The organism is Streptomyces sp. NBC_01788 (genome assembly GCF_035917575.1).
In the GTDB taxonomy this organism is placed as follows: Bacteria; Actinomycetota; Actinomycetes; order Streptomycetales; family Streptomycetaceae; genus Streptomyces.
Genome location: NZ_CP109090.1, coordinates 890,078 through 912,394 on the forward strand (window position 1 = coordinate 890,078; position 22,317 = coordinate 912,394).

The 22,317-nt window shown below is 69.2% G+C and carries 18 protein-coding genes and 9 pseudogenes; 11 read left to right on the forward strand and 16 right to left on the reverse strand.

The annotated features are described in order from the left end of the window. Positions 1-121: 121 nt before the first annotated feature. Together OIE49_RS04165 and OIE49_RS04170 are read right to left on the reverse strand one after the other, a co-directional pair. Entirely contained in the window at positions 122-733 is a 612-nt protein-coding gene (locus tag OIE49_RS04165; RefSeq protein WP_326801126.1) for a PP2C family protein-serine/threonine phosphatase, read from the reverse strand. A gap of 297 nt (positions 734-1,030) precedes the next feature. Next, complete coding sequence (locus OIE49_RS04170) at positions 1,031-1,444, reverse strand: organic hydroperoxide resistance protein (protein WP_100571163.1); 414 nt, start codon at positions 1,442-1,444, stop codon at positions 1,031-1,033. A 110-nt stretch (positions 1,445-1,554) separates the two neighbouring features. On the opposite strand from OIE49_RS04170, the gene OIE49_RS04175 reads away from it, so the two are divergent. Further along, positions 1,555-2,046 carry a MarR family winged helix-turn-helix transcriptional regulator gene (locus OIE49_RS04175; protein ID WP_100571162.1) on the forward strand — a complete coding sequence of 164 codons (492 nt, stop codon included), beginning with the start codon at positions 1,555-1,557 and terminating at the stop codon, positions 2,044-2,046. A 209-nt stretch (positions 2,047-2,255) separates the two neighbouring features. After that, positions 2,256-2,756 carry a hypothetical protein gene (locus OIE49_RS04180; protein WP_326801127.1) on the forward strand — a complete coding sequence of 167 codons (501 nt, stop codon included), beginning with the start codon at positions 2,256-2,258 and terminating at the stop codon, positions 2,754-2,756. 840 nt (positions 2,757-3,596) lie between these two features. Here the strand turns inward: OIE49_RS04180 and OIE49_RS04185 are convergent. Both OIE49_RS04185 and OIE49_RS04190 read right to left on the reverse strand, forming a co-directional pair. Further along, entirely contained in the window at positions 3,597-4,364 is a 768-nt protein-coding gene (locus OIE49_RS04185; RefSeq protein WP_326801128.1) for an SDR family oxidoreductase, read from the reverse strand. 31 nt (positions 4,365-4,395) lie between these two features. Then, the gene (locus OIE49_RS04190) at positions 4,396-5,349 is read right to left on the reverse strand and encodes an NmrA family NAD(P)-binding protein (RefSeq protein ID WP_326801129.1); all 954 of its coding nucleotides are present in this window, start codon (positions 5,347-5,349) and stop codon (positions 4,396-4,398) included. 187 nt (positions 5,350-5,536) lie between these two features. Here OIE49_RS04190 and OIE49_RS04195 point away from each other — a divergent pair. Continuing rightward, a pseudogene (locus tag OIE49_RS04195) lies at positions 5,537-5,635 on the forward strand (DUF4440 domain-containing protein); the annotation flags it as partial. Positions 5,636-5,817: 182 nt separating this feature from the next. Here OIE49_RS04195 and OIE49_RS04200 read toward each other — a convergent pair. The 5 genes and pseudogenes from OIE49_RS04200 to OIE49_RS04220 all read right to left on the reverse strand — a co-directional run. Continuing rightward, the gene (locus OIE49_RS04200; protein WP_326801130.1) at positions 5,818-6,333 is read right to left on the reverse strand and encodes a hypothetical protein; all 516 of its coding nucleotides are present in this window, start codon (positions 6,331-6,333) and stop codon (positions 5,818-5,820) included. Between the two features lie 55 nt (positions 6,334-6,388). Next, positions 6,389-6,826: pseudogene (locus OIE49_RS04205) on the reverse strand (site-specific integrase); the annotation flags it as partial. A gap of 406 nt (positions 6,827-7,232) precedes the next feature. Next, positions 7,233-7,859: a peptidoglycan-binding domain-containing protein gene (locus OIE49_RS04210; protein WP_326801131.1), complete on the reverse strand. Its 627-nt coding sequence runs from the start codon at positions 7,857-7,859 to the stop codon at positions 7,233-7,235. A 5-nt stretch (positions 7,860-7,864) separates the two neighbouring features. Further along, positions 7,865-8,014 carry a hypothetical protein gene (locus tag OIE49_RS04215; protein WP_326801132.1) on the reverse strand — a complete coding sequence of 50 codons (150 nt, stop codon included), beginning with the start codon at positions 8,012-8,014 and terminating at the stop codon, positions 7,865-7,867. A 525-nt stretch (positions 8,015-8,539) separates the two neighbouring features. Then, positions 8,540-9,330 (reverse strand): annotated as a pseudogene (locus OIE49_RS04220) (ISAzo13 family transposase); the annotation flags it as partial. A 252-nt stretch (positions 9,331-9,582) separates the two neighbouring features. Between OIE49_RS04220 and OIE49_RS04225 the strand changes: the two are divergent. From OIE49_RS04225 to OIE49_RS04235, 3 genes are all read left to right on the forward strand, one after another. After that, positions 9,583-9,987 carry a hypothetical protein gene (locus OIE49_RS04225; protein WP_326801133.1) on the forward strand — a complete coding sequence of 135 codons (405 nt, stop codon included), beginning with the start codon at positions 9,583-9,585 and terminating at the stop codon, positions 9,985-9,987. 71 nt (positions 9,988-10,058) lie between these two features. Then, the gene (locus tag OIE49_RS04230; RefSeq protein ID WP_326801134.1) at positions 10,059-10,691 is read left to right on the forward strand and encodes a SigE family RNA polymerase sigma factor; all 633 of its coding nucleotides are present in this window, start codon (positions 10,059-10,061) and stop codon (positions 10,689-10,691) included. Further along, a complete protein-coding gene (locus tag OIE49_RS04235) occupies positions 10,688-11,002 on the forward strand; it encodes a hypothetical protein (RefSeq protein WP_100571153.1) in 315 nt (104 codons plus the stop codon). Before OIE49_RS04230 ends, OIE49_RS04235 begins: the two co-directional genes overlap by 4 nt. 309 nt (positions 11,003-11,311) lie before the next feature. Here OIE49_RS04235 and OIE49_RS04240 read toward each other — a convergent pair whose 3' ends face one another. Beyond that, on the reverse strand, positions 11,312-11,917 hold the full coding sequence (locus tag OIE49_RS04240) for a TetR/AcrR family transcriptional regulator (protein ID WP_326801135.1): 606 nt from the start codon (positions 11,915-11,917) through the stop codon (positions 11,312-11,314). After that, complete coding sequence (locus OIE49_RS04245; RefSeq protein WP_326801136.1) at positions 11,914-12,858, reverse strand: SDR family NAD(P)-dependent oxidoreductase; 945 nt, start codon at positions 12,856-12,858, stop codon at positions 11,914-11,916. The genes OIE49_RS04240 and OIE49_RS04245 overlap by 4 nt, the downstream gene beginning before the upstream one ends. 301 nt (positions 12,859-13,159) lie before the next feature. Here OIE49_RS04245 and OIE49_RS04250 point away from each other — a divergent pair. Beyond that, positions 13,160-13,309: pseudogene (locus OIE49_RS04250) on the forward strand (transposase); the annotation flags it as partial. 305 nt (positions 13,310-13,614) lie between these two features. Here OIE49_RS04250 and OIE49_RS04255 read toward each other — a convergent pair. Then, positions 13,615-13,949: pseudogene (locus OIE49_RS04255) on the reverse strand (IS701 family transposase); the annotation flags it as partial. Positions 13,950-14,082: 133 nt separating this feature from the next. Between OIE49_RS04255 and OIE49_RS04260 the strand changes: the two are divergent. After that, positions 14,083-14,847, forward strand: coding sequence for a GNAT family N-acetyltransferase (locus tag OIE49_RS04260; protein WP_326801137.1), 765 nt, complete (start codon positions 14,083-14,085; stop codon positions 14,845-14,847). 48 nt (positions 14,848-14,895) lie between these two features. On the opposite strand, the pseudogene OIE49_RS04265 reads toward OIE49_RS04260, so the two are convergent. Further along, positions 14,896-15,758 (reverse strand): annotated as a pseudogene (locus tag OIE49_RS04265) (IS5 family transposase). An 819-nt stretch (positions 15,759-16,577) separates the two neighbouring features. Here OIE49_RS04265 and OIE49_RS04270 point away from each other — a divergent pair. Then, on the forward strand, positions 16,578-19,259 hold the full coding sequence (locus OIE49_RS04270) for a bifunctional acetate--CoA ligase family protein/GNAT family N-acetyltransferase (protein WP_326801138.1): 2,682 nt from the start codon (positions 16,578-16,580) through the stop codon (positions 19,257-19,259). Positions 19,260-19,562: 303 nt separating this feature from the next. Here the strand turns inward: OIE49_RS04270 and OIE49_RS04275 are convergent. Next, positions 19,563-19,673: pseudogene (locus OIE49_RS04275) on the reverse strand (MBL fold metallo-hydrolase RNA specificity domain-containing protein); the annotation flags it as partial. Between the two features lie 74 nt (positions 19,674-19,747). Next, a pseudogene (locus OIE49_RS04280) lies at positions 19,748-19,861 on the reverse strand (hypothetical protein); the annotation flags it as partial. Between the two features lie 426 nt (positions 19,862-20,287). Here OIE49_RS04280 and OIE49_RS04285 point away from each other — a divergent pair. Both OIE49_RS04285 and OIE49_RS04290 read left to right on the forward strand, forming a co-directional pair. Next, positions 20,288-20,746: a Crp/Fnr family transcriptional regulator gene (locus tag OIE49_RS04285; RefSeq protein WP_326801139.1), complete on the forward strand. Its 459-nt coding sequence runs from the start codon at positions 20,288-20,290 to the stop codon at positions 20,744-20,746. Between the two features lie 44 nt (positions 20,747-20,790). Next, positions 20,791-21,444: a CBS domain-containing protein gene (locus tag OIE49_RS04290; protein ID WP_326801140.1), complete on the forward strand. Its 654-nt coding sequence runs from the start codon at positions 20,791-20,793 to the stop codon at positions 21,442-21,444. 198 nt (positions 21,445-21,642) lie between these two features. Here OIE49_RS04290 and OIE49_RS04295 read toward each other — a convergent pair. After that, positions 21,643-22,257: pseudogene (locus tag OIE49_RS04295) on the reverse strand (sensor histidine kinase); the annotation flags it as partial. Between the last annotated feature and the right edge of the window lie 60 nt (positions 22,258-22,317).

Here is a 22,317-nt window from a genome sequence, read left to right on the forward strand (position 1 = left end):
AGATCTCTTCGTTGGTCTGGCTGTGGCCCCGGTTGAGTTCGGGGGCAGCATCCTGAGCCGTCATGGAGTCGCTCCAGGCTTTCAGTCAGAGCCAGTGCGCCTGGCGCTGCGGCGCGACACCTTAGGGGTGCGGAGGCGACTTTCGCCGAGTGCCGCCGGACGCGTCCGGCGGGCGGGTAACGGCCATGAGGGCGGCGTCGTCGTCCAGGTGTCCTTCGGTGTACCGGGTCAGGTCGGCGAGGAGAGCGTCCAGGATCACACCGGGGTCCGCCGGGAGGGTATGGGACAGGAATGGCACGGGATCGCAGAAGGTGCCGTGGCGGTCGCGTGCCTCCACCAGGCCGTCGGTGAACAGCACCAGGGTCGCGTCGTGGGGCAGTGTGTACCGATCGACGAGTACCCGGTTGCGGCCCAGGTTGCCCAGGGGCAGGGACGGGGCGGCCGGCTCCAGCGGACTCGCGCGGCCCTGGTGGACGAGTAGCGGCGCCGGGTGTCCCAGATTGATCACGTATATGACGGAGCCGTCGTTGGGGACGTCGATGAGGACGGCGGTGGCAAAGGATTCAAGGCCTTCCTCCGTCTCGGCATTGACCCTCTGCATGAGCTCCTCCAGCCGGTCGACCACGTCGGTCAAGCCGGGGATGTGAGCCGCGGCCTCGTAGAAGGTGCCGAGCAGCCTGTTGACGGTTTGGACCGCCCCCAGCCCCCTCCCCCGCACGTCGGCAATCATCATCCGGCCACGACGCCGCCCAGGCGTGGTGCTGGGCGACCGCGGCCACGACCACGACAACTACCGCCGCCTGGTCCTGGATCTCGGCGCGAAGCCGCTGATCCCCCGCCGCGGCAGCGCGGGCACGGCTCCGGGCTCGGCGCCCAACGCTGGTTCGCGGAGCGTGCGTTCGCCCGTCTGTACCGGGTTCGCCGCCTGCGGATCCGCTGCGAGATCCGCGACGACGTCCACGAAGCCTTTCTCACCTTGGGCTGCACGCTGATCTGCCGGCGACGCCCGAAGTCATTCCACTAGGAGCACTTACTCGACAACGAGCTCCACCGGGATGTTGCCGCGGGTGGCGTTGGAGTACGGGCAGACCTGGTGGGCCTGCTCGACCAGCTTACGGCCGGTGGCCTCGTCGATGCCGTCGGGCAGTTCGATGCGGAGGGTGACGGCAAGCGCGAAACCCTCGCCCTGCTTGCCGATGCCGACCTCACCGGTGACCGCGGCATCACTGACATCCACCTTCGCCCGCCGGCCGACCACACCGAGGGCGCCGGCAAAGCAGGCGGCATACCCCGCGGCGAACAGCTGCTCGGGGTTGGTGCCCTGCCCGTTGCCGCCCATCTCCACCGGGACGGCCAGCTGCAGGTCGAGCTTGCCGTCGGAGCTGACGGCGCGGCCGTCCCGGCCGTGAGTGGCGGTGGCGACTGCGGTGTAGAGCGTGTCCATGGGGGACCAAGTCCTCTCGAAGCGAGACGAGTATCGGTTGCGCACACAAGTAGAGCACACAATTGAGTTGTGCACAATCAAATGGCGTGGTGTCCAGTTATCCTGGCCGTATGACTACCGAGGTTCCGCCCAGCGCCCGGCCGGACGAGGAGTGGCTGCGTCTGGACCGCCAGATCTGCTTCTCGCTGCATGCCGCCTCACGCGCCTTCAACGGCGTCTACCGCGTGATCCTCAAGGAGCTCGGGCTGACCTACCCGCAATATCTGGTGATGCTGGTGCTCTGGGAGCACGGTGACACGCCCGTGAAGCGGCTCGGCGAGCATCTGCGGCTGGACTCCGGCACCCTGTCCCCGCTGCTCAAGCGGCTGGAAGCGGCCGGTCTGGTGCATCGGGAGCGCAGCGCGCGCGACGAGCGGTCGGTCGAGGTGCGGCTCACCGAGGAGGGCGCGGCACTGCGCGAGCGCGCGCTCCGGGTGCCGCACCGGATCGGCGCGGCGACCGGTTTCACCCTCGACGAGGTCCGCGAGCTGCGCGCCCGCCTCGACCGGCTGACCATGGCCCTCGACGCGGCGGCCCTGGAGGAGGCTCCCGACTGCGGGTGACAGCTGCCGGACACGCGGGGGACGCGGAGTGGGACCGGAGGCGTACGGACCTGTGCGCTGCCGTCCAGTGCTGACGGAAGGGTCCTGCTGACCCTGGAACTGTTCATGGTGGCGGTCCCGTCCTGTACCTGGCCTGCGTGTAGTGGGAAGTTGGAGGGCCTGCGCGGCTCTGGCGGCAGGCCCTCCAACTACTGCGGAGAGGATCGATCATGACCTCGGACCACGACACGCTGTGGCGTCGCTGCGCGTACCTGGGTCGCGTCCTGCTACCACTGCTGGACCAGGAGCCATGGCGCCAGGATCGCCGCCAAGAGCGGCTGCACCTCTGGGGCATTGACGTGGCGGTGGGGGAACGACTCATGGAGGTCTTCGCGGCCCTGGCCGCCCACGCTGTCGCGGTGGACACTTCCTTGTCCGCAGCAGAGTTCGAGACCCTGCGCCTCAGCGCCGTGGCCGACGCGGCGACCGGCAAGCAAGACTTCGAACTGCTCGCCGGGCTCCCAGAGACCTTCGCCGACGACCGCGACGAAATCGCGGTCAAAGTCCTCCGCCTGCACACCTATAGGGGCGGCCAGACCAGTCTCCAACTCCTTCGGCTGGGCACGGAAGTGCGCCATACGCTGACCGTCCTTGCGGCCCGCGAGTCGGTGCCCTCCCCCACGTGCGGAGACATCTTCCGCAAGGCGTACAAGGCCAATCTGCCGCAGTAGGCACGGCCTTCGTGGACGTCTGGGCCGAGCGCGGTCACGGCGGGCCGGCGGTCCCGGCCGCTGCCCACCGGCACGTCCGTAGCCCCGACCGTCCCGACACCGACGAATACGGCAACCACCGCACCGCCGGCTCCTCCGCCCGCTACACCTGGCACGGCGCCCAGCAGCGCTCCAGCGACGCCCTGTCCGGACTCGTCCTCATGGGCGTACGTCTCCACGACCCCACCCATGGGCCCCGTCGGCCACAGGTCGCCTACGCCTCCAAGCGCCGTGGAGATCACCCGGATCATCAAACCGCAGAGCCCAGCAGGCACTTCGCCCTGACCGAGTGCGCTTGTCAGTGCGCCGAGCGACAGCGGTGGCGATGGACGCTGATCTTCCGCGGCGGTGCTCCGTTCGGGTGCATTGCGGTTACGTGCGGTGCGCCGGGGCGTTGGGCCGGTATGAGCAGGAGTCGCAGATTGCGGGAGCTGTCGGGGCCGGCAGCGTTCGATCAGCTGCTCGCGCAGTTGGCTCGGGCTGCTGCTGGGGTGGCGAAGGCGGAGAGGCTGCCCCGGCGGAAGTCGTTCGAGGAGGCGCCGCATCCGGCATCCGCGGAGCCGGACGACGGCAGGGCATTGCCGCCGCCCGGCTCGGATTGAAGTCACTCTCGCAGCAGTCGGCGCCGGCAGCGCGGCCGCCGCACTCGCCACCTCACGGCCGATCGGGCGATGCCGCTTGCCCGCCAAGTAACAGGCGCCCGTGGACCTGCGTCGGCGGCCGGCCGGCCCCGATGCCGAGTTCGACGATCCACTCGGTCCTCCTCGCCGTAGGCCCGCCCGCATCTCACTCGGCTGCCCGCTACCAATCGATGTCGGCCAGTAGGAAGGGCTCGCTTTCGGGCGCCTCCTTGCGTGCCTTCAGGGGTCGTTCGGCTGGGGCACCGGCAGGCACGCGCAGGGCAGGTGCGGGTTCCTCGATCGTGTCGGCGACGACCGCGGCCACCTCCTCGGGAGTGATGGCCTCGCCGCGCAGGGCGGCCAGTTGCTCATAGAGCGGGGCGTAGGGGCTGTCCTCCCCGACAAATGCTTGGGCTTGCTTGGCGCCATTCGTGGAGACGGCGCCCGGCTGCACGATGCTCACCTTGATGCCGAAGTGGCCCGTCTCGATGGCGAGTGTCTCGGCGATCGCCTCCAGTGCCCACTTGCTGGCTGCGTAGGGGCCGATGATCGGCAATACCAGTCGTCCTTGGACACTGGAGACGAAGATGAGCCGGCCAGATCCTCGTTCCCGCATCGCCGGCAGCACCCCCTGCGCGACGCGCAGCGCCCCCAGGGTGTTGAGCTGGTAGAGCTGTTCGACGTCCGCGAGCGGGACGGTCTCCAGCGACGCGCGTACCGTCGCGCCGGCGTTGCTGACCAGAACGTCGATCTCCCCGGCGTCCTTGATGGCCTGGTCGACGCTGTCCTGATCGGTGACGTCGAGGCGCAGGCGCTGCTCCACGGGTAGGTCGGCCAGGGTCTCGGGACGGCGAGCGGTGGCGATCACTCGATGACCACGATGCGCCAGTTCGATGGCGATGGCTCGACCTATTCCTTTGGACGCGCCGGTGATGAGGACGGACGCCATAGTGATTCTCCTCGCTGCTGAGTTCGGTGTTTTACCGGCGGGGCCGTGGGTGGATACCGGAGCCGAATGGAACGGCCTGCCTGGGAGGGGCGAAGTTGGGGCCGCTGGTGTCGAAGTCGGATGTGCGCTCGGTGACGAACTGTTCGACGGTCAGGGGCGCGTGGTGGCTGATCCGCTCGACGTTGTCGTTCGTGCCGGCGAACACGCCGTTCTGGTAGTCGACGGCGACGTTGCTCAAGTGTTGGATGAGATGCGCGTGCAGCCCGCGTTCGGCCATGGCCGAGGCGAACTCCTCGACGCTGATCGGTTCGTAGTGCACCGGGATGCCAAGTGTCGTGGAGATGGCCCTGGCGATGTCGTGGTGGTTCATTTCGACGGGGCCGTGCAGGCTGTAGACGGCGCGGCCGTGTGGCTCGGGGTCGAGGAGCAGGGCGGCGATCACCCGGGATTGATCGGCCGCGGCGATCGGGGCGTGGCGGCCCTCGCCGAACGGAAGTCGGAGGTAGCCTTCGCCGTTCCGCTTCTCCCACCACGTAGTGAGCCATTCGGCGAAGAAGGTCGGCCGGAGGTGGGCGGTGAGCAGGTTGGTTCGGTCCAGCAGGCGCTCGCACATCCAGTGCTGCTGAGCGGCCTTACTGCCCGCTTCGCGGCGGGCGGAGATCTGCGACATGTTGACTACGGACCGGACGCCCGCGTCGGTCGCCGCCTGGGCGAAGCAGGTTGTCGCCTCTGTCAGGCCCGGGAGAATCGGGTGGCAAAGGTAGGCGCCGGTGACGCCCCGCATGGCCGCGGTCATGCCGTCGAGGTCGTGCAGGTCCGACACGGCGATCTCGGCGCCGGCCTCGGCCAGCCTACGGGAGCGTTTGTCCTCGCGGTGCACGAGAGCGCGGACGCGGTAACCGCGTTCCAGTAACTGGTGGACGGTACCGGTGCCGGTTTTGCCGGTCGCGCCAGTGATCAGGAACAGCCTGTCGTCGTGTGTCATCAGAACACCGTTCTGGGATCGCCCGTACTGCCGCGGGCAGCACGGTGCCTGGCCGGTTTTCCCGCCAGTGCCGGGTTGCCGCTCACACGGCGACCGGGTCGGGGCCCGCATCGGGGAGCTGATCGACGGGAGGCGGCGGCCGGGTGACGGCTTGGACCAACGCGGCAGTGAGAGATGCGACGCCGCCGGCCGCCGGGCCCGCCGCAGCTCCCTGTGGCGCAAGGGCGAGGGCGACACCGGATGGCGGCTCTACTACCACCAGGCCACCCCCGTCCCCGAGGGCTGAACACCCCTGCTTTGACGGGCTGTTCAGCCAGGTGGGGCAACCGGAGGAGTGGCGGGACATGTGGGCGACGGACGACGGAGCGCTCCTGACGGAACGGTTCGGGCAGGACCCGCCGCACATGCGGGCGACGGCCTACCGCATGCTCGGCTCGCTCGCCGTTGGGTACCGCGGCTTCCCCGGCTCTACTCCTGAGCGAGGTCGTAGACAGCCCGTTGCGGGTCGGCTTTGACGATGAGCCCGTCCGCGCACAGGTCGCGCAGGATCTGCCGGACCCGTTTCTCCGCTGCCCTTTGGTCTTCCCACGTGTGGCCGTGGTCGCTCAGGGCCTTGATGGCCCGCTGCGGATCCCAGGTGCCGCCGAGGGCGCGAATCGCCTGGGAGAGGACATGCCGGTCGGGATGATCCTTCTTGCGGTGGTTGGCGATGCTGGCAGGGGCGCCGCTGTAGTTGCAGTCGGAGCACTTCTCCCACGAGCAGTCCGGCTCGGTGACGGCGGCGTGGCGGACGGAATGGTGCGAGCCGAAGCCGTGGGCGTGGAGCAGTTGAGCGACGGACCCGTCGTACTTGAGGGCCATGAGCGCCGCTTCGGCGATCTTGTCGTGGCCGGCGGCGAAAAACTTGCCCAGGCCGACGTCCTTCCCGCAGCCGCACCAGCACTTGCCGGTCGGGATGAGGCGAGGCTTCTCATTGCTTGGCATGAACCCAAGGTCTCAATCCTTGGATCGAAGTCAAGGCATAAACCCAAGGATGCCATCCGAGGTGGGTGAGGGCGGAATGGCGGTACTCGTGCAGGTCCCAGCCTGTCCCCCGTCCGCGCACGGCGGTGTGCTCATCGAGCAGGGCGCGGGCCTGGCCGTAGGAGAGGCGGGCCAACCCGGTATCCGGGCAGACGTCGCGCGGGCTGACCGCCTTCCCCGGACCGGGACGGCGATGGGTGACGAACACCGGGCCACAGGTGCGGCCCCGCAGCAGGCTAGGCAGGAGCCGGGCGGTGCCGGCGTCCCAGTAGACCGTCTCCGGCACGAAGTCCTCGCACGCCTGTCCTCGGCAGCGGGCCTTGCTGCGGGCGCCCTTGGCTTTGACCGGGCAGCGGCGGGCGGCGAGGTCCAGGTCCTCGATGTTCACGCCGAGGACCTTCTCGGACCGCCCGGCGCTCTCGTAGAGCATCCGCCACTTTGTCTTCTCCCGCAGACCCGGTGATCACCAACTGGCTCCGGAACCCTCCGAGAAACGCTGTGCCTGATACGGCACTAGCTACGCGGTAGCTCCTCGTCGGTACGACTGCCGGCCCCGAGGGTCCGCCGTGGGGCCGGCAGGGATGTCGCCGAGTGTGCCCCGAGTGCTCCGCGGGCCCGCAGCTCGTCAAGGTCGGGGAGCCGGACTGTGGGCAGGGAGGCGAGAAGGTCGGCCTGAGCGGCACGGATCTGCGCAGAATCCTGGGGACCAGCGCCAAGAGCGCGGCGGGCTGTCACGCGGTCATCGTACGGGCCCCTTACGGCTGCGGTTCCCGTTCTGAACTGGGCGGCCGGGGAAGGCCACGCACGGCTGCGGCCGCGCCCAGAAAGAGGCGCGGCCGCGGGTGGGGCAGGAGGTGGGCCTACTTGAAGGTGATGTCCCAGTGGATGCCGCCGTTGCGGGGGGTCTCGTAGACGTATTCGGCGGAGATGCCGTTGAGGGTGCCGTGCCAGCGAGGGTCGTTGCCGCGGGGCTTGCCCTTACGCTGGGTGGTCTTGATCCAGTTGGTGACGCAGCGGCCCTCGTCGCGGGTGCGCAGGTCGAGCTTGTAGCCCTTGGCGTGGGAGTACTCGCCGTTGCTGTGGCCGGACTCGGTGCCGCCGGTGATGGTGCAGCGGCTGGCCTTCTTCAGGGCGATGACGCCCTGGATGGTGCGGGCGCGGACGCCGGAGAGGGAGGTGCGGCCGACGGGGGCCTTGATGCCAGCGGCGGCGAGCTGCTGGAGAGCCAGTCGGTGGTCCAGGCGGACGTCGCGGCCCGATGTGGGGATGGCGGGGGTGGTGGTGCCGGCGACGATCCGGTGCCAGGTCTCCGGCCCGACGACGCCGTCGACCGCGAGGCGGTTCTTCTTCTGGAAGTCCCTCACCGCCTGGGCGGTCTTCTGGCCGAAGACGCCGTCGGCGGTCAGGCGGTGTCCGCGGGCGGCCAGGAGGTGCTGGGCGGTCAGGGTATTGGCGCCCCTGGATCCGGTCTTCAGCGTCGGCCACACCGCCTTCAGGGGGTGGCGTGGGAGCCGCTGCGGCGGCCCGGCTTCGTCGAGGCGTTGGCCTCGTCGCCGGTGGCGTTCACCGCACCCAGCGCGCCGCCGGCGAGGAGCACGGCCGCGAGGCCCTGGAGCAGAAGGTTCCTGACGTTCTTACGCATGTCTTGTCCTCGTTCGTGTGCCCCGGCCTGTCCGCTTGCGGCGGAGGCGTGGGGGTGCTTCGCCGTCCTGCTGGGCGGCGCCGACGAGGTGAAGAGTTGGCGTACCGCTGTTCCTTTGGAAGCCGGACCCGCGTTCCTGCCGTTCCACCTGTTCCAGTGCCCACTCCGGGCGTTCCGCAGGGTGTTGACCTGGGGAAACGGGGGTGGGTGGAACGGTGGTCCGCGGCGTGGCTGTGTCCCTTTTCAGGGATGGCCGTTTCGAGGTGAGTTCGGGAGTCACTCGCGGGGCTTTTTCGTGATCGATGTCGATGTCGATGGATCCAGCCGAGCCGGGCACGGCATGGAGATCATCACGCTGCCCTATGGCAGCCACGAGCAGACGCCGACGGCTTCGTGAGCCAGTGGCAGGTCAGGCAGTGTCCTGGCCTGCCACTCCGTGGCCTGGTTCAACTTCCTTGAGTTTCCCGCGGAGCCCATCCTGCTGGTGACCGTGTGCGGACGCCGGGGGCGTATCGACTCCAGGTCGACGGCGAACGCCGCGGTGCCGTGATCGGTGCCGATGCTGACCCAGCCGGTGTTCGCCGCCATGTCATGGATTCCGTACGGAATCGCATTCTCGGCCTGGCCGGGGAAGTCGTGCGTCTTGACCCTCACGGGCTGCCCTGCGGGCCGCCATTCGCGCCCGGCGTTCTTGTGATCGCCGATCAGCTCCTTCTTCTTGCTGTCCACGCTGATCACCGGGTCACCGGCGTCCCTGTGGTCTCGTGCCTGCTCATCGAGGTAGCGGAACTGGGCGTCCCTGTCGGGGTGCTGAGCACTCTCGATGGTCTTGGCGTTGGCCTGCAGACTGAAGCCTTCCTCCCGCAGCAGGCCGGCAACCGTGTCGGCGGAGACCCGGTGACCCTGCCGTGTCAGCTCCCCTGCCAGCTTCCGCGTCGACTTCGTCGTCCACCGCAGCGGCGACATCGGGTCACCCCGCTCGTCGGGCTCGACCAGCGCAAGCAGCGCCGGCCGCAGCCCCGGATCAAGGTCCACAGCCTTCTTCCGGCTCCCGCCAGGACGACGCACCGCCCCAACAGGGCCCGACCAGACTCCAGTTCAGCCGCTCCGCGCGGCCCCGTGCCCTCCCGAACCCCGGCCGCGGCAGCGGCAGCGGCAGCGGCAGCGGCAGCGGCAGCGGCAGCGGCAGCGACGAGCCTGATCCCACCATGCCCCAGCGACAGTGCTTCCGCCCCTATGGCCAGCCGACGCTGACGCTCGTCCGGATGCGGCAACAACACCTGGAATTTCGCTGCCAGGACCACCTCGATCCCCAGGCATCACGCACGGGGCCGCATTGCCCATGACGAGGAGACGGTCGGCTGGCCCCACGAAGGCTGCGGAATTTTTTGCGGATCTCGACAACCTCGGGTGGGGCCGCACGTCTGGTGGGGTGAAAGGCGGTTTCCGGGACGGGATTTTCAGTCCCGGTGCTGCCTGACCTGTCAGCGTTGTCCACGAACTCTTTGGAGTCGTTTCCTATGCGGCACATCCGCGCCAAGAAGTCAAACCGTTCCCTTCGCACCTGGGTGCTGGGGTCGACTGCCGGTCTCGCCCTGGTGGTGGGCGGCGGCATCGCTGCCCAGGCGGCCACCGCCGGCCACGCGCACCCGGCCAAGTCGGGCACGTCGGCCACGGCCGACCCGAAGCCCGTGCCCTCCACCCCGGGTAAGCAGACCTCCGCCGACACCGACCCGACCCCGGTCCCGGGTGACGCGAACGGCAAGCCCTACCCGTCTGCCGTGCCCTCCACCCCGGGTAAGCAGACCTCCGCCGACACCGACCCGACCCCGGTCCCGGGTGACGCGAACGGCAAGCCCTACCCGTCTGCCGTGCCCTCCACCCCGGGCAAGCAGACCTCCGCCAACACCGACCCGACCCCGGTCCCGGGTGACGCGAACGGCAAGCCCTACACGGGTAACACCAGCCGCTGAGCCGCCGACCATAGGCGTGGCGGGGCCGGACAGGAGCCGGCCCCGCCGTACCCCTGATGTGAACGAGGACGATGCAGCTCACCCTTGACCTGCCCTGGTGGGCCCGGCTACTGCGCCGCGCCCGGACTACCTCCTCCACTCCGGCGTCGGGCGCGCCGCACCCCGGCCGACGATTCCGGCATCTGCGTTCGGTGGCCGACCGGGACAGCGAGGAGGATTCCCCCACACTCGCCGATCTGTACCGGACCCGGCGGCTCGACATGGTCCGGCTGGCGGTCTTCCTGGTGGACGACCTGCACACCGCCGAGGACGTCGTCCAGGATGCCTTCGCCGCCGTCTGCCGTCGGCACGGCGAACGGCTGGACGACCTCCAGGACGCGCATGCCTACCTCCACACCGCGGTGGTCAACGCCGCCCGCTCGGTGCTGCGTCGACGGCGCACCGCACGCGCGTACACCCCGCCGTACCAGGGCCCGGGGGCGCCGGTCGACGAGCTGCTGCTGCTCGCCGAGGAGCACCGGCAGGTCTTCGACGCGCTGGCGCAGCTCACCGCGCGCCAGCGCGAGGTACTGGTCCTGCGTTACTGGTCCGACCTGACCGAGGCGCAGATCGCCGAGACCCTCGGCGTGTCCCGTGGCACCGTTAAGTCGACCGCGAGCCGCGCGCTCGCCACGCTGGAAAAACTCTTGGAGGTGGGCAGATGAGTACTCGGGCACCGATCGAGGAACGACTGCGCGCTGCGCTTGAAGCACGCGGGCAGCTCATCAGCGCCCACGACCTGTCACCCGCCCGCCCGCCTGCCGGAAGTACCTGGGGCACACGCAAGATCCGGCGGGTGCTGTACGTTGCCGCAGCCGCCACCGCGGCGGCCGCAGCCGCCGTCGTCCTCCTGCTGTCCTCCAACACCCCGGACCGCCCCCGCCCGGCACCGCCCGCACGACACTCCACCCCCACCGTCACCCCTACCTCCACCGTCCCGTACCCGGTGCCCTCCCCCGTCGCATCCACGCCCTAGTAGGGCTCTGATAGAGGTCGTTCTCTTTCCGAAGCTCGTGTGTGACTTTTGCTGGTCAGACATGGGATCGCGGCTGTCGCGGAAGTCAGCAAACCGACCGCTATGGATCACTGAAGTTGCGTCAGAACGCATTCTCGTGAACGAAGCCAACCTGGACGCCGTCCGCCAGCTGTTCGACGCCCGCTACGTCGGACGGAACACGTCGTTGCCGACTGATCGGGAACCGTATCTGCCCGAGTGCTGGATTGGTGGTCGAGCCCGCTGCGAGGTGGCGCATGTCCCGGCTGAGCGAAGGCCGGTCCGCCGGGGTTATGCGGCGATGGCCCCCAGCAGGAGGTCGAAGGCGTCATTCGCCTCGCGGAGCACCGCCGTCGCGTCGTGGCTGCCGAGGCGCCACGCCGCCTGGTAGCAGGCGACGGTCAACTGGGCGGCGAGGACGGCGGTGGCCGGCGGGGTGCCGTGGTCGATCAGGTGTTTCTCGAGGAGGTCGGCGTAGTGCCGGGTCTTGCGGGTGTGGCGGTCTTCGAGCTCGGGGTGCTCCTTGACCAGACGGTGGTAAACCGCGTAGTGGCCCGGGTTGCGGGCGGCCTCGGTGCAGATCACGAGCAGCAGCCGCCGAGATGTGGCCAGTGCCTGCGCGAGATCCTGGAGCGGCTCGGTGGGCGCATCGCGCATGGCCGCGGTGAGCGCGCGCAGGAAGTCGTCCTCGGTGGAGAAGACGACTTCCTGCTTGTCGCCGAAGTAGCGGAAGAAGGTGGTACGGCCGATCTCGGCCCGCTGGGCGATCTCGTCCACGGTGACGACATCGAACCCCCGCTCCGCGAAGAGCGCGAAGGCCGTCTCGATGATCCGTTCCCGGGTCTGGCGGCGTTTGCGGTCCCGCAATGACTCCACCGGGAACTTGTTCGCGCTCATTCGGCCAGGATATCCGCCCGTCCCGCCCCGCGGTCAGCGTCGACGAGGCGGCCGGCCTCGCGCCACAGCTCCTCCTCGCGGGCCTCGTCGTGCGACTCCGGCGACGACGGCACGTTGCGGCCGCGATCGAGGTAGGACCCGGTCCGGGCGGTCAGCCCGGTCAGGATCGTCTCAGCGAGCCGCGCGCCCGCCTGCCGCGGCGTCATGCCCCGGCCGAGGAATCGCTGAAGCTGGAAGAATCCGTTGAGTACGCCCCGCACGGGCCCCGGGGCGTGGCGGAAGAAATCGGTGCCCGCGACGAGCGCCGGGTTGTAGGAGTAGACGCCGACGCTCTCGGGCAGGCGGCGGGCCAGCGCGTGGGTCAGGTAGATGACGCCGAGTTTGCTGGTCGCGTACGCCCGCCCGGCCTCCCGCGCGCCACCGGCACGAGGCGTGGCCAGTCGTTCCGGCGTCTCCCAGCGCGGCGGCGGCGTGGCGCCGAGCGTATGGCGGAACTGCCCGAAGTGGCAGTCGCTCGAGGTAAGCACGATCCAGCCCGGACCGGTGAACCGGAGCAGCAGCTCCCTGACGAGCAGATAGTGGGACAGCACATTGACCCCGAAGGTCATCTCGTACCCGTCCGTGGTGCGTTTCTCGGTGGTCGTGACCGTCAGGCCGGCGTTGCCGAGATAGCCGCCGAGCGGCGGCAGGTACCCGGTGTCGAGCCCACGCAGAATCTCCTCCACCGCCCGCCTGATCTCGGCGAGCGAAGCGAGGTCACAGTCGATGCCTGTGACCGCGGAAGCGCCGGTGGCCTGGGCGAGTTCCGTAGCGAGGCGTTCGCCGCCGCGGCGAGCCAGCAGGACGTAGTGGTCCTGCGGCCGTTCCCGGATCAGCAACTCGACGGACTCGCGGCCGAAACCGCGGGTCACGCCGGTCAACACGATGGTCCGGCTGTCCATGGCAGACTCCCTGGTATCAAGTTCCAAGTGGTACTCAGTACCGTAACATGCCATGGCTCACTTCCACATTGAGCGACGAAACCGCGGCTGACACGTCGGCCCGCATTCCCAGGCTCGAACGGATCTACATCCACGGCGTGCACAGGGTGGGACCGACGGCTGTCCGTGGTGGCCGACGGGAAGAGACTGGTCGGGCGGGAACGCGCCGGGGCATTGGTGCACCTCGCGATCGGGATCGCGCTCGGGGCGGCGAACTTGTCGGAGGTGGAGCAGCTCCGGTTGCATCACCGGCCGTTGTTCCGACGAGACCGGGGATGTGAAGAAGGGCACGCACACCGTCGGTGTCAACGCCAGTACACCGGCACCGCCGGGAGGGGACGAAAACGCCCAGGTCGCCGTCTACTTGGTCTACGCGGGCCACCGCGGACACGCCGCGGCAGACCGTGAGCTGTAGGCGTGGCCCAAGTGCAGCCGGAGCAGTGGCGTAGGTGACCTCAGCCGACACCTCGCAGGTCAGCGTCCGCCGCCGGCGGGAAGGAGACCACGGCTCGGATGCCATCCAGCACAAAACCCCTTCCGCTGCACCCGGATCCACCACTCGACCAGCCTCCGCCCGCCCCGGCCCTGACAGGTGCAGGCCGAGCAAGCGGAACGGCCGGTGAGCCTGTGGGCGCCCGTTTCCCGTTCGCCTGTACGGCCGTCACAGGTGACCTTCGGTGCCGCAAGGTCGATACTGCCGGTAGGAACGCTCGGGTCGGCTGGGCAGTAGGCGATGCAGTAGGAGATCTCTTGCGGGCGGCTGACGCTGCGGCGGGCGAGGACCCGGTGTCGGCGGTCTTCGCGGTGCCAGGGCCTGACCTCCACACGTGCCCAGTCGTAGATCCGCGGGCCGTGCGCCCCTGGCCGCACGAGCGGCGCTTCCACTTCTGCCGCGGCCGGCCCGGGAACAGATCGTGGACGGGATGGTCGATCGCCCAGCGGGTGACGACGGTGTCGTGTCGGGTGGTGGCCATGACGTGGAAGACATCGGCCTGCTCCAACTCGGACCACCAGCCCTTGCTGAAACCGTAGGCGGCATCCGCGGTCACCCACCTAGGCCGTGTATCGAAAGTGCTGGTCGCAGGCGCGACACTGCCTAAAATGGCATGCGATCTCCGCCTAGTCGTGCTGGGATCAATCGCTATGAATGATCATTTTCTTGATGAAGCCGACTTGACGGACAGGATGGAACGTAACCTGGCGGAACACGCCTGTCATCTGCACCGGAGTATGTCTGGTGCGACCGTCACAGAGGCTGGTGACCTCCTGGTCGCGGACAGTGGCCTGGACGACGACACGTTCAACATCGTTGCCGCGGCCCGCTTCACCGCCGCCGGCACCGCGGCCCGCATTACCGAGACCGCCGGGACGCTGGCAGGCACCGGCCGCCGTTTTTCCTGGTGGGTGGGCCCTACCTCGACACCGGTGGACCTCACCGCCCGCCTGGCGGCGGCCGGTCTGCCGGTGTCCGAACGCGAGACGGCGATGTGGGCCGAACTGGACGGCACTCTGCCGCCTCCCGCCGTCCCGGGACTGGACATCCGAAGGGTGACTACGCCCGAGCAGCTCGCCGACTACGCCACGGTCCTCGCCGCGAACTGGAACCCGCCCGCCGAAACCGTCCGGCGCTTCTTCGCTCGGGCCGCTTCGCAGGCACTGGCCGCGACCTGCTCGGCCCGGTACCTGGTGGGCTATGTGGAGAACCGTCCGGTCTGCTCCGCCGAGGTGTTCCACCACGCGGGAGTCGCCGGCATCTACAACATCTCCACCCTGGCCGCCCACCGCCGGCGCGGCTACGGCGGCGCCATCACGCTCGCGGCCCTCCGCACGGCCCGCGAGCGAGACCACCGCATCGCGGTCCTGCAGGCGTCGGCCGACGGCGAGCCCGTCTACCGCCGCCTGGGGTTCCGCTCCTGCGGCCAGTTCGTCGAACATGCCATCAACCTCTGAACCGCCAAGACTCCACGGGCTGTCCGTCCCCATCCCTGAATGGGCTGGTCACAGCCACTCATTGATGGCCGTTACGAGGACAGTGACCTCGTAGCGGCCCGCGAGCTTGTCGTATCTCGTGGCCACAGCCCGGTTCCTTTTGAGGCGGTTGATGCCGCACTCGACGGCATGCCGAGCCTTGTAGTCCTCGGCGTTGAACTCGGGCGGCCGGCCACCGCGGGAGCCGCGCTTCTTGCGGTTGTGAGCCTGGTCGGCCTTGTCCGGGATGGTGCAGCGGATGCCACGGCGGCGCAGGTAGGCGCGGTTCCTGCGGGAGGCTTACGCCTTGTCAGCGCGCACGCGATCGGGGCGGACGCGCGGCCGGCCCGGCCCGAGGCAGGGCACGCGTACCTTCTTCAGCACCGTTTCGAACTCCGGCGAGTCGCCACGCTGCCCTGCCGTCACCACGATCGACATGGGCTTCTGGCCCTGCTCGACCGCCAGGTGCAGCTTGGTGGTGAACCCGCCGCGCGACCTTCCCAGCCCGTGATCGCGGGGCTCGGTGAAGATGCCGCCTGGTGGTTCCTTCTGCAGGTCACTCTGCTTGCGGGCCCCGGCGCCGCATGCTGGTGAGCGCGGCAGACCGTGGAGTCGACGCTCAAGTCCCAGACGATTGCGCCTCTCGCGTCGGCCAGGGATTGAAGCTGAGTGAGGATCCGCTGCCAGGTGCCGCTCCGCTGCCACCAGCGGAACAAGTCGTAGACCCGGCTCCATGGTCCGTACTCGACGGGTACGTCCCGCCACGGCACACCGGTCCGAACACGGAACCGTATGCCGTCGATCAACTGTCGCCGAGGCCAGACGGGTGGCCGTCCCACCCTCGTGCTCTTCGGCAACAACGGCTCCAGCACTGCCCACTGAAGATCCACCATCTTGAAGGCGCTGGTCGCGGGGCTGGTGTGAGTCGTTGATCGTCTCCTCGTGCTGGTCACGGGTGGTTGTCGGAGTTCAAGATCGTCTGCCGTTTCGGCGATCACGATTCACGGGTTCCCCGGCGTGACCGATCTGCCCCGCGTGTGAGAGCTTCCTGACAGGCCGAGGAGCGGCCATCACGTCGGCTACTACGGCGGAGTGGTAGTCGACCGATGACAGGCGCGGGGGAGTAGGCGTCTTCGCCCGCACAGCCCAGCAGGATGGAGCACACATGCAGGACTTGGCCGGCGATGCCGCCTTGGCCTACGACGCGTCCGTGGTCCTCCGGATCGGGAGCGCGGTTGTGTCCGGACGAGCATCTCCAGTCCCTGTATTACCGCGTGGACGGGGAGTCCGGTCCGTGTGGCGCCATCTGCGCGGTTCCGAGATTCACCCCAGGCTCCTCCAAGAGGCCGAGGAGGCGAACGGCAAGTTGTGGGAGCAGGCTTCCGCACTCCCTCTCCCCGAGGAATTCCTCGCCGGTTACCGAGACCTTGCCGCTGCCACCCTCGCGCATCTGGATCGGGACGAGGCCATGTCCCGCGACGAGATCGACGAGGGTGACCGCGATCCGACCCCGCCGCCGCAGCCGGTGTTCTACGCCGAGCAGGTCAGGCGTCCTCTGTCATGGGGCCGCATGGCCTCGCCACGGGCCAGTGGCCCCACGGCCGCCCGTGGATACAGGGCCGCTCGGCCCGGCGCAATACCCGGTCGGCCCCTGGCTGACCCGGTGACCCGGCCGGACGCTTAAAACCCAGCGTCATGAGGGAGACTTCGCGATGACCGGCATCCATGAGGCTCCCGTGCACGCCCTGCTGGCCGACGGCACCACCGTACGGATACGGCGGGCAGGCCCGGCCGACCATGACGACGTTCTGCGGCTGTACGAGGAGATGTCGCCGGAGAACCGTCGGCTCCGGTTCTTCTTCGTCAGTCCGACCTCCGCCCGGCAGGCGGCCGACCGGGTGGCCGCAGGGAAGCGACCCGAATACTGCGCGCTGGCTGCCGAATGCCTTGGGCGTCTGGTGGGCCTGGCCGAGTACGAGATCCTGCAGTCGAGCAGCACCGCCGAGATCGCGGTGGCTGTCGCCGACGGCTGGCATCACCGGGGTGTGGCCACGCTGCTGCTGGAACACCTTGCGGACGCCGCCCGCGCGGCCGGCGTCACAGCGTTCACCGCCGACGCCTTGGCCGCGAACCACGACGTTCTCAAGGTCTTCCACGATCTCGGATTGCGCGTCACCCGCCGCTTCGAAGGTCCAGAAGTCCACTGCACCGTGCAACTCACCGAGGATGAAGCGTATTTGAGTGCCGTCGAGGCCCGTGCCCGGGCCGCCGACGTCATCAGCCTGCAGCCTCTGCTGCGCCCAGGTGCCGTCGCGGTGATCGGTGCGGGCCGCACGCCAGAATCGGTCGGGCGCGCGATCCTGCGGAACATCCGCAACGGCTCTTTCACCGGGCGGCTGTTCGCCGTGCATCCGGAGGCCGAAGCGATCATTGGAGTGTGCACCTACCGGTCCGTCTCCGAGCTGCCGCAGGTGCCCGACCTGGCGGTGATCGCCATCCCTGCCGAGGCCGCTTTCGGGGTGGCCGAGGAGTGCGGGAAGGCGGGCGTGAGGGCCTTGCTCGTCGTGTCCGCCGGGCTGGACACTCATCAGTCCGGGGCCTTGGTCAGCACTTGCCGGCGCTACGGCATGCGGTTGGTCGGCCCGAACTGCCTGGGTCTGGCCAACACCGAGGACGGCATCCGTCTCGACGCCACCTTCGCCGCGCACCACCCCGGGCCCGGTACCGCCGGAGTAGCCGTGCAGTCCGGTGGAGTGGGCATCGCGCTGTTGGACGGACTGGCCCGGCTCGGTATCGGCGTGTCCACCTTCGTCTCGCTCGGCGACAAGTACGACGTGAGCAGTAACGACATGCTCCAGTGGTGGGAGGGCGACGGGCACACCGACCTGGCACTGCTGCACCTGGAGTCCTTCGGCAATCCCCGTGCCTTCTCTCGCACCGCCCGCCGGGTGGCCCGATCGATGCCGGTGCTGACCGTGGACGCCGGCCGATCGGAGGCCGGACGGCGTGCCGCCGCTTCGCACACTGCGGCAGCGGCCGCCCCGACCGTGACCAGGCAGGCCCTGTTCACCCAGGCCGGCATCACCGCTACCCGTACGGTCGGCGAGCTCCTCGACACTGCCGCCCTGCTGCATTCCCAGCCGCTGCCCGCCGGCACGAAGGTCGCTATCGTCAGCAACGCGGGCGGAGTGGGCGTTCTGGCCGCTGATGCCTGCGCCGATGCCGGACTGGTCGTCCCGGCGCTCGACGCCGACCTGGCGGACGAGCTCCTCGACCTACTGCCCGAAGAAGCCACCGTCACCAACCCTGTAGACGTCACAGCCTCCGTGGGAGAGGAGCAATTGAAGGTGTGCATCGGCCTTCTGGCACGGCATGGCGCCGTCGACGCCGTCCTTGTGAGCCTGGTCCCCACGGCGGTCGCCGCGGCCACGGGCGAGGACCTGGTGCGCGCCCTGACCACCGCACCGCTGCCGCGTCCGGTCGTCGCGGTGCTGCCCGCACAGTCGGCCCGGGTTCAACTGCTACCGACCGTCGACGAGGGTAGCGTGCCCGCGTACTCCGACGCCGAGGACGCCGTCCGCGCCCTGGCTCACGCCGCCGCCCATGCCTGCTGGCTGAGTAGGCCTGCCGGCGTCGTCCCGGAACTGCCGGACGTGTCGACCGGGCGGGCGCGTGAACTGGTCTCCAGCTTTTTGGACGGCAACCCGGAGGGCGGCTGGCTAGACCCGCAGACGACCGCCGCGCTCCTCGATTGCTACGGCATTCCGCAGATTTCCTGGGCATGGGCCCGGGACGAGAAGGAGGCGGTCGCCGCTGCCCAGCGGCTCATGGGTCCTGACGGGCGCATCGTCATGAAGGCTTACTGGCCGGGTCTGGTGCACAAGAGCGAGCAGCACGCCGTCCACCTCGATCTGCGGAACGTTTCCCAGATCGAGGCTGCCCACCGAGACCTTGTCAGCCGGTTCGGCGATCAGATGACCGGCGTGGTGGTGCAGCCACTCGCCGAACGCGGCACCGAGCTGTTCGCCGGTGTGGTCCAGGACGACGTCTTCGGGCCGCTCGTCGTCTTCGGCCTGGGTGGTACGGCGACCGAACTGCTCGCCGACCACGCCGCCCGGCTCGCGCCGCTGACCGACCTCGACGCGCACGACCTGCTCACTTCCCCACGATGCTCCCCGCTGCTGTTCGGCTATGCCGGCAACCCCGCCGCCGACCCCGACCGGCTGGAACACCTCCTGCATCGCCTATCCCGGATGGCCTCGGACCTCCCCCAGCTGGCAGAGGCCGACCTCAACCCGGTGCTGGCCGGGCCGCACAGCGTCACTAGCCTCGACGCCCGCGTACGGCTCGTCCCACGCCGAGCCCACGACCCGTACCTGCGCCGACTGCTCTGACCGGATTCGGAGTGCCGATGTTTTCTGAGCGGCCCCTTGGGCCGGTCGGCCCAGTCCCTGGCCTCGGCCTCGGTGGCCGTGCACTGGGGCCGATCGCATCGTGGTGTGCCTCAGGGGCGAGGCTCTCGTACAGGCGGGACGGGAGACCCGGCACCTCGCTCCCGTGTCGAGGAGACAACGATCATGTGACGGATACAGGTGGACAAGAGCCCCCAAACTCCGCACGAGCCTCAGTCGGCGGTCGACACGGTCGCGCAGAGCGACAGCAGAGTCCGGCTCGCTTTGGACCATGTACGCCGTGTGCGGGGCAGGTGCCCCGTGGAGCAGTCGAACGATCTGGCCGGCGTCGGCCTGTGCCGAGAAGTGCGACACGTCGGCGATGCTGGCACGTACGGGGACATACTCGCCGAACATCTTGAGCACGTGACCCCGTCGACAAGGTCACGGGCGCGTGTCCCTTCCGCGGCGAGGCCGACTACGACGACCGCGTTATGCGGGTCGGGCAGGATACGGCGCAGGTGGTACAGGGCGCGGCCGCCGGTGGCATGCCTGAGGTGGAGACGCTGATCGCCGGGCCGCGGAAGTGGCTGACGTCGACGGATGCCTGGACGGAGCGCACGGTGAGGAAGGGCTCGGGGCTAGTGAGCAGCACGGGCCGGGGCCGTGTGTGCGGCCCGGGCCGTGGAGTCACGAATAGCGGTTGTCATGTTCTTGGGCTCCTCGAGGCTGTCCCCGCATTCGGGCCGGTCGGCCCTTGTGGACCGGCGGTCCCGGTGCTGCGCTGGTAGTGGCGGGAAGGACGGTTGGAGATGCGGAGAAGCGGTCGGCAGCCGCGCACCGCGCAATCCGGATCCGCGAGAAGGGGTCTTCCCGTCTTTTCCTTCTCCCTCCCCTGCGGTTGCCTCCGGCGTGCCGAGGTGGCGGACCGCGCATAAGCCGAAGGACCCCCGGCCGAGTCCGGGCGGCCCGTGGTGCCGGGGCCCAAAGGCACGCACGCCGGTTCCACAGCTCATGAAGGGAGCGGTGCGATGACCGCCGCCACCACCATGATCACGGCTCTTGAGCCCGTACACCGCGAACGGCTGATGCGCCTTGCTCGTGAGGTCTCCTTCGACACCGGCACCCGCCTGTTCGAGGAGGGCCGCCCCGCTGATCGCTTTTGGATCGTGCGTACCGGCACCATCGCCCTCGACCTGCACGTGCCCGGCCGCCGCCCCGCCGTCATCGAGACGCTGGGACACGGCGAACTGGTCGGCTGGTCCTGGCACTTTCCGCCGCACACCTGGCACCTGGGTGCCGCGGCGATGAGCCCGGTGCGGGCCTGGGAGTTCGACGCCGAGGCGGTGCGCGCGACATGCGCGGAGGACGCCGAGTTCGGCCGAGCCGTAGCGGTATGGGTCGGACGTGTGGTCGCGCAGCGCCTGCATGCCACACGCATTCGGCTGCTCGACCTCTACGCCCCCTTCGGCAGCGGAGGTCTGGCGTGACCCCACAGGTGCCTGGCCCTGCCGAGGAATTCGAGGAGGAGAGCATGGACAGCAGCCCGCACCGGGTTGGTGACGTGATGACGCGCGCCGTCGTAGCGGTGGGCCGCAAGGCTCTGTTCAAGGACATCGTCGAGCGCATGGAGCAGTGCAAGGTCAGTGCCCTTCCGGTACTGGAGGGCGACGGCCGAGTGATCGGGGTGGTCTCCGAGGCCGACCTGCTGCCCAAGGAGGAATTCCGGGACAGCGATCCCGACCGGTTCACCCAGCTGCGCCGACTGACCGACCTCGCCAAGGCTGGGGCGGTCTCCGCCGAGGAGCTGATGAGCACGCCGGCCGTCACCGTCCACACGGACGCCACGCTCGCCGAGGCGGCACGCATCATGGCCCTGCGGCAGGTCAAACGGCTGCCCGTGGTGAACACCGAGGGTGTACTCGAAGGCGTGGTCAGCCGTGGCGATCTGCTGAAGGTGTTCCTGCGCCCGGACAACGACCTTGCCGACGAGATCCGCCGTGACGTCGTCGACGTCCTCTTCCCGGCCCCGATCGAGCCCGTGCACATCATGGTGACCGACGGCGTCGCGACCCTGACCGGACGCGTCGGGGAGTCCGCTCGAATTCCGCTGGCCACGCGCATGGTCCGGGGTGTCGAAGGGGTCGTGGGCGTGGACTGCCGTCTCACCGCCGCCGATGCCGAATGACCCGCTTCCTCCGCCTCCGATTTGCTTGACTCTCCTGACCGTTGGACCGGCCTTCGACCCGGCTTCAGAGAGCCTTGCCGATTGAGTTGGACCGGCCGCGTTTGTATGGGACGGAGTCGGCAGCAGTGGTCACCCCCCTGCACCCGCTCATGAACTCCCGCGCCCCGACCCGGGTCCGCTCCCCGAGTGTTCCGCCGCCTACGCGACGGGGAGCGGCACCCGCCAGCGCAGTGTGGCACCGCCCCCGTCGGAGTTGGACACGTCGAGGTGCCCGCCCAGATGTTCCGCCCGCTCGGCCATGTTGTGCAGCCCACTGCGCCGACCTTCGGGTGCGATGCCCACGCCGTTGTCCGAGACCGTCAAGGACACCTCGTGGCCGTCGGTCGTCAGCACGACCTGTGCCCGGTCGGCTTGAGCGTGGCGCGCGATGTTGGTGAGTGCCTCGGAGAGAACGGCCACGATGTGGTCTGCGATCTCGCGCGGCACATCAGTGTCAACCAGGCCTTCCATGCGTACGCTGGGCGCGAATCCCAGCGCGGGGGTTTTCTCGCCCACCACGCGCACGACCCGGGTCCGCAGCCCGCCGTCAGCGCGGCCCGTGCGGGCCCGCAGCCCGAAAATGGCCGACCTGATGATCTTGATGGTCTCGTCGAGGTCGTCCACGGCCCTCAGCACGCGTTCGGCGGCCTCCGGGTGTTCGATGAAGCGGCCCGCGCTCTGCAGGGTCATGCCGGTGACGAAGAGCCGCTGGATGGCCAGATCGTGCAGGTCCCGGGCGATCCGGTCGCGGTCTTGCAGCAGGGCGATCTGCTCACAACGGAGCGCAGTGCTTGTTCGAGGTCCAGTGCCCGACTGACGGAGAGCACTGATTCC

Bases quoted from the DNA above. Each gene is read 5' to 3' on its own strand.
- OIE49_RS04180 (WP_326801127.1), top strand. From the start codon at position 2,256: ATGACCTCGGACCACGACACGCTGTGGCGTCGCTGCGCGTACCTGGGT.
- OIE49_RS04170 (WP_100571163.1), bottom strand. From the start codon at position 1,444: ATGGACACGCTCTACACCGCAGTCGCCACCGCCACTCACGGCCGGGAC.
- OIE49_RS04285 (WP_326801139.1), top strand. From the start codon at position 20,288: ATGACCGCCGCCACCACCATGATCACGGCTCTTGAGCCCGTACACCGC.
- OIE49_RS04215 (WP_326801132.1), bottom strand. From the start codon at position 8,014: ATGCGTAAGAACGTCAGGAACCTTCTGCTCCAGGGCCTCGCGGCCGTG.
- OIE49_RS04270 (WP_326801138.1), top strand. From the start codon at position 16,578: ATGACCGGCATCCATGAGGCTCCCGTGCACGCCCTGCTGGCCGACGGC.
- OIE49_RS04165 (WP_326801126.1), bottom strand. From the start codon at position 733: ATGATGATTGCCGACGTGCGGGGGAGGGGGCTGGGGGCGGTCCAAACC.
- OIE49_RS04200 (WP_326801130.1), bottom strand. From the start codon at position 6,333: ATGCCAAGCAATGAGAAGCCTCGCCTCATCCCGACCGGCAAGTGCTGG.
- OIE49_RS04245 (WP_326801136.1), bottom strand. From the start codon at position 12,858: ATGGACAGCCGGACCATCGTGTTGACCGGCGTGACCCGCGGTTTCGGC.
- OIE49_RS04235 (WP_100571153.1), top strand. From the start codon at position 10,688: ATGAGTACTCGGGCACCGATCGAGGAACGACTGCGCGCTGCGCTTGAA.
- OIE49_RS04175 (WP_100571162.1), top strand. From the start codon at position 1,555: ATGACTACCGAGGTTCCGCCCAGCGCCCGGCCGGACGAGGAGTGGCTG.
- OIE49_RS04185 (WP_326801128.1), bottom strand. From the start codon at position 4,364: ATGGCGTCCGTCCTCATCACCGGCGCGTCCAAAGGAATAGGTCGAGCC.
- OIE49_RS04240 (WP_326801135.1), bottom strand. From the start codon at position 11,917: ATGAGCGCGAACAAGTTCCCGGTGGAGTCATTGCGGGACCGCAAACGC.
- OIE49_RS04190 (WP_326801129.1), bottom strand. From the start codon at position 5,349: ATGACACACGACGACAGGCTGTTCCTGATCACTGGCGCGACCGGCAAA.
- OIE49_RS04230 (WP_326801134.1), top strand. From the start codon at position 10,059: ATGCAGCTCACCCTTGACCTGCCCTGGTGGGCCCGGCTACTGCGCCGC.
- OIE49_RS04260 (WP_326801137.1), top strand. From the start codon at position 14,083: ATGGAACGTAACCTGGCGGAACACGCCTGTCATCTGCACCGGAGTATG.
- OIE49_RS04290 (WP_326801140.1), top strand. From the start codon at position 20,791: ATGGACAGCAGCCCGCACCGGGTTGGTGACGTGATGACGCGCGCCGTC.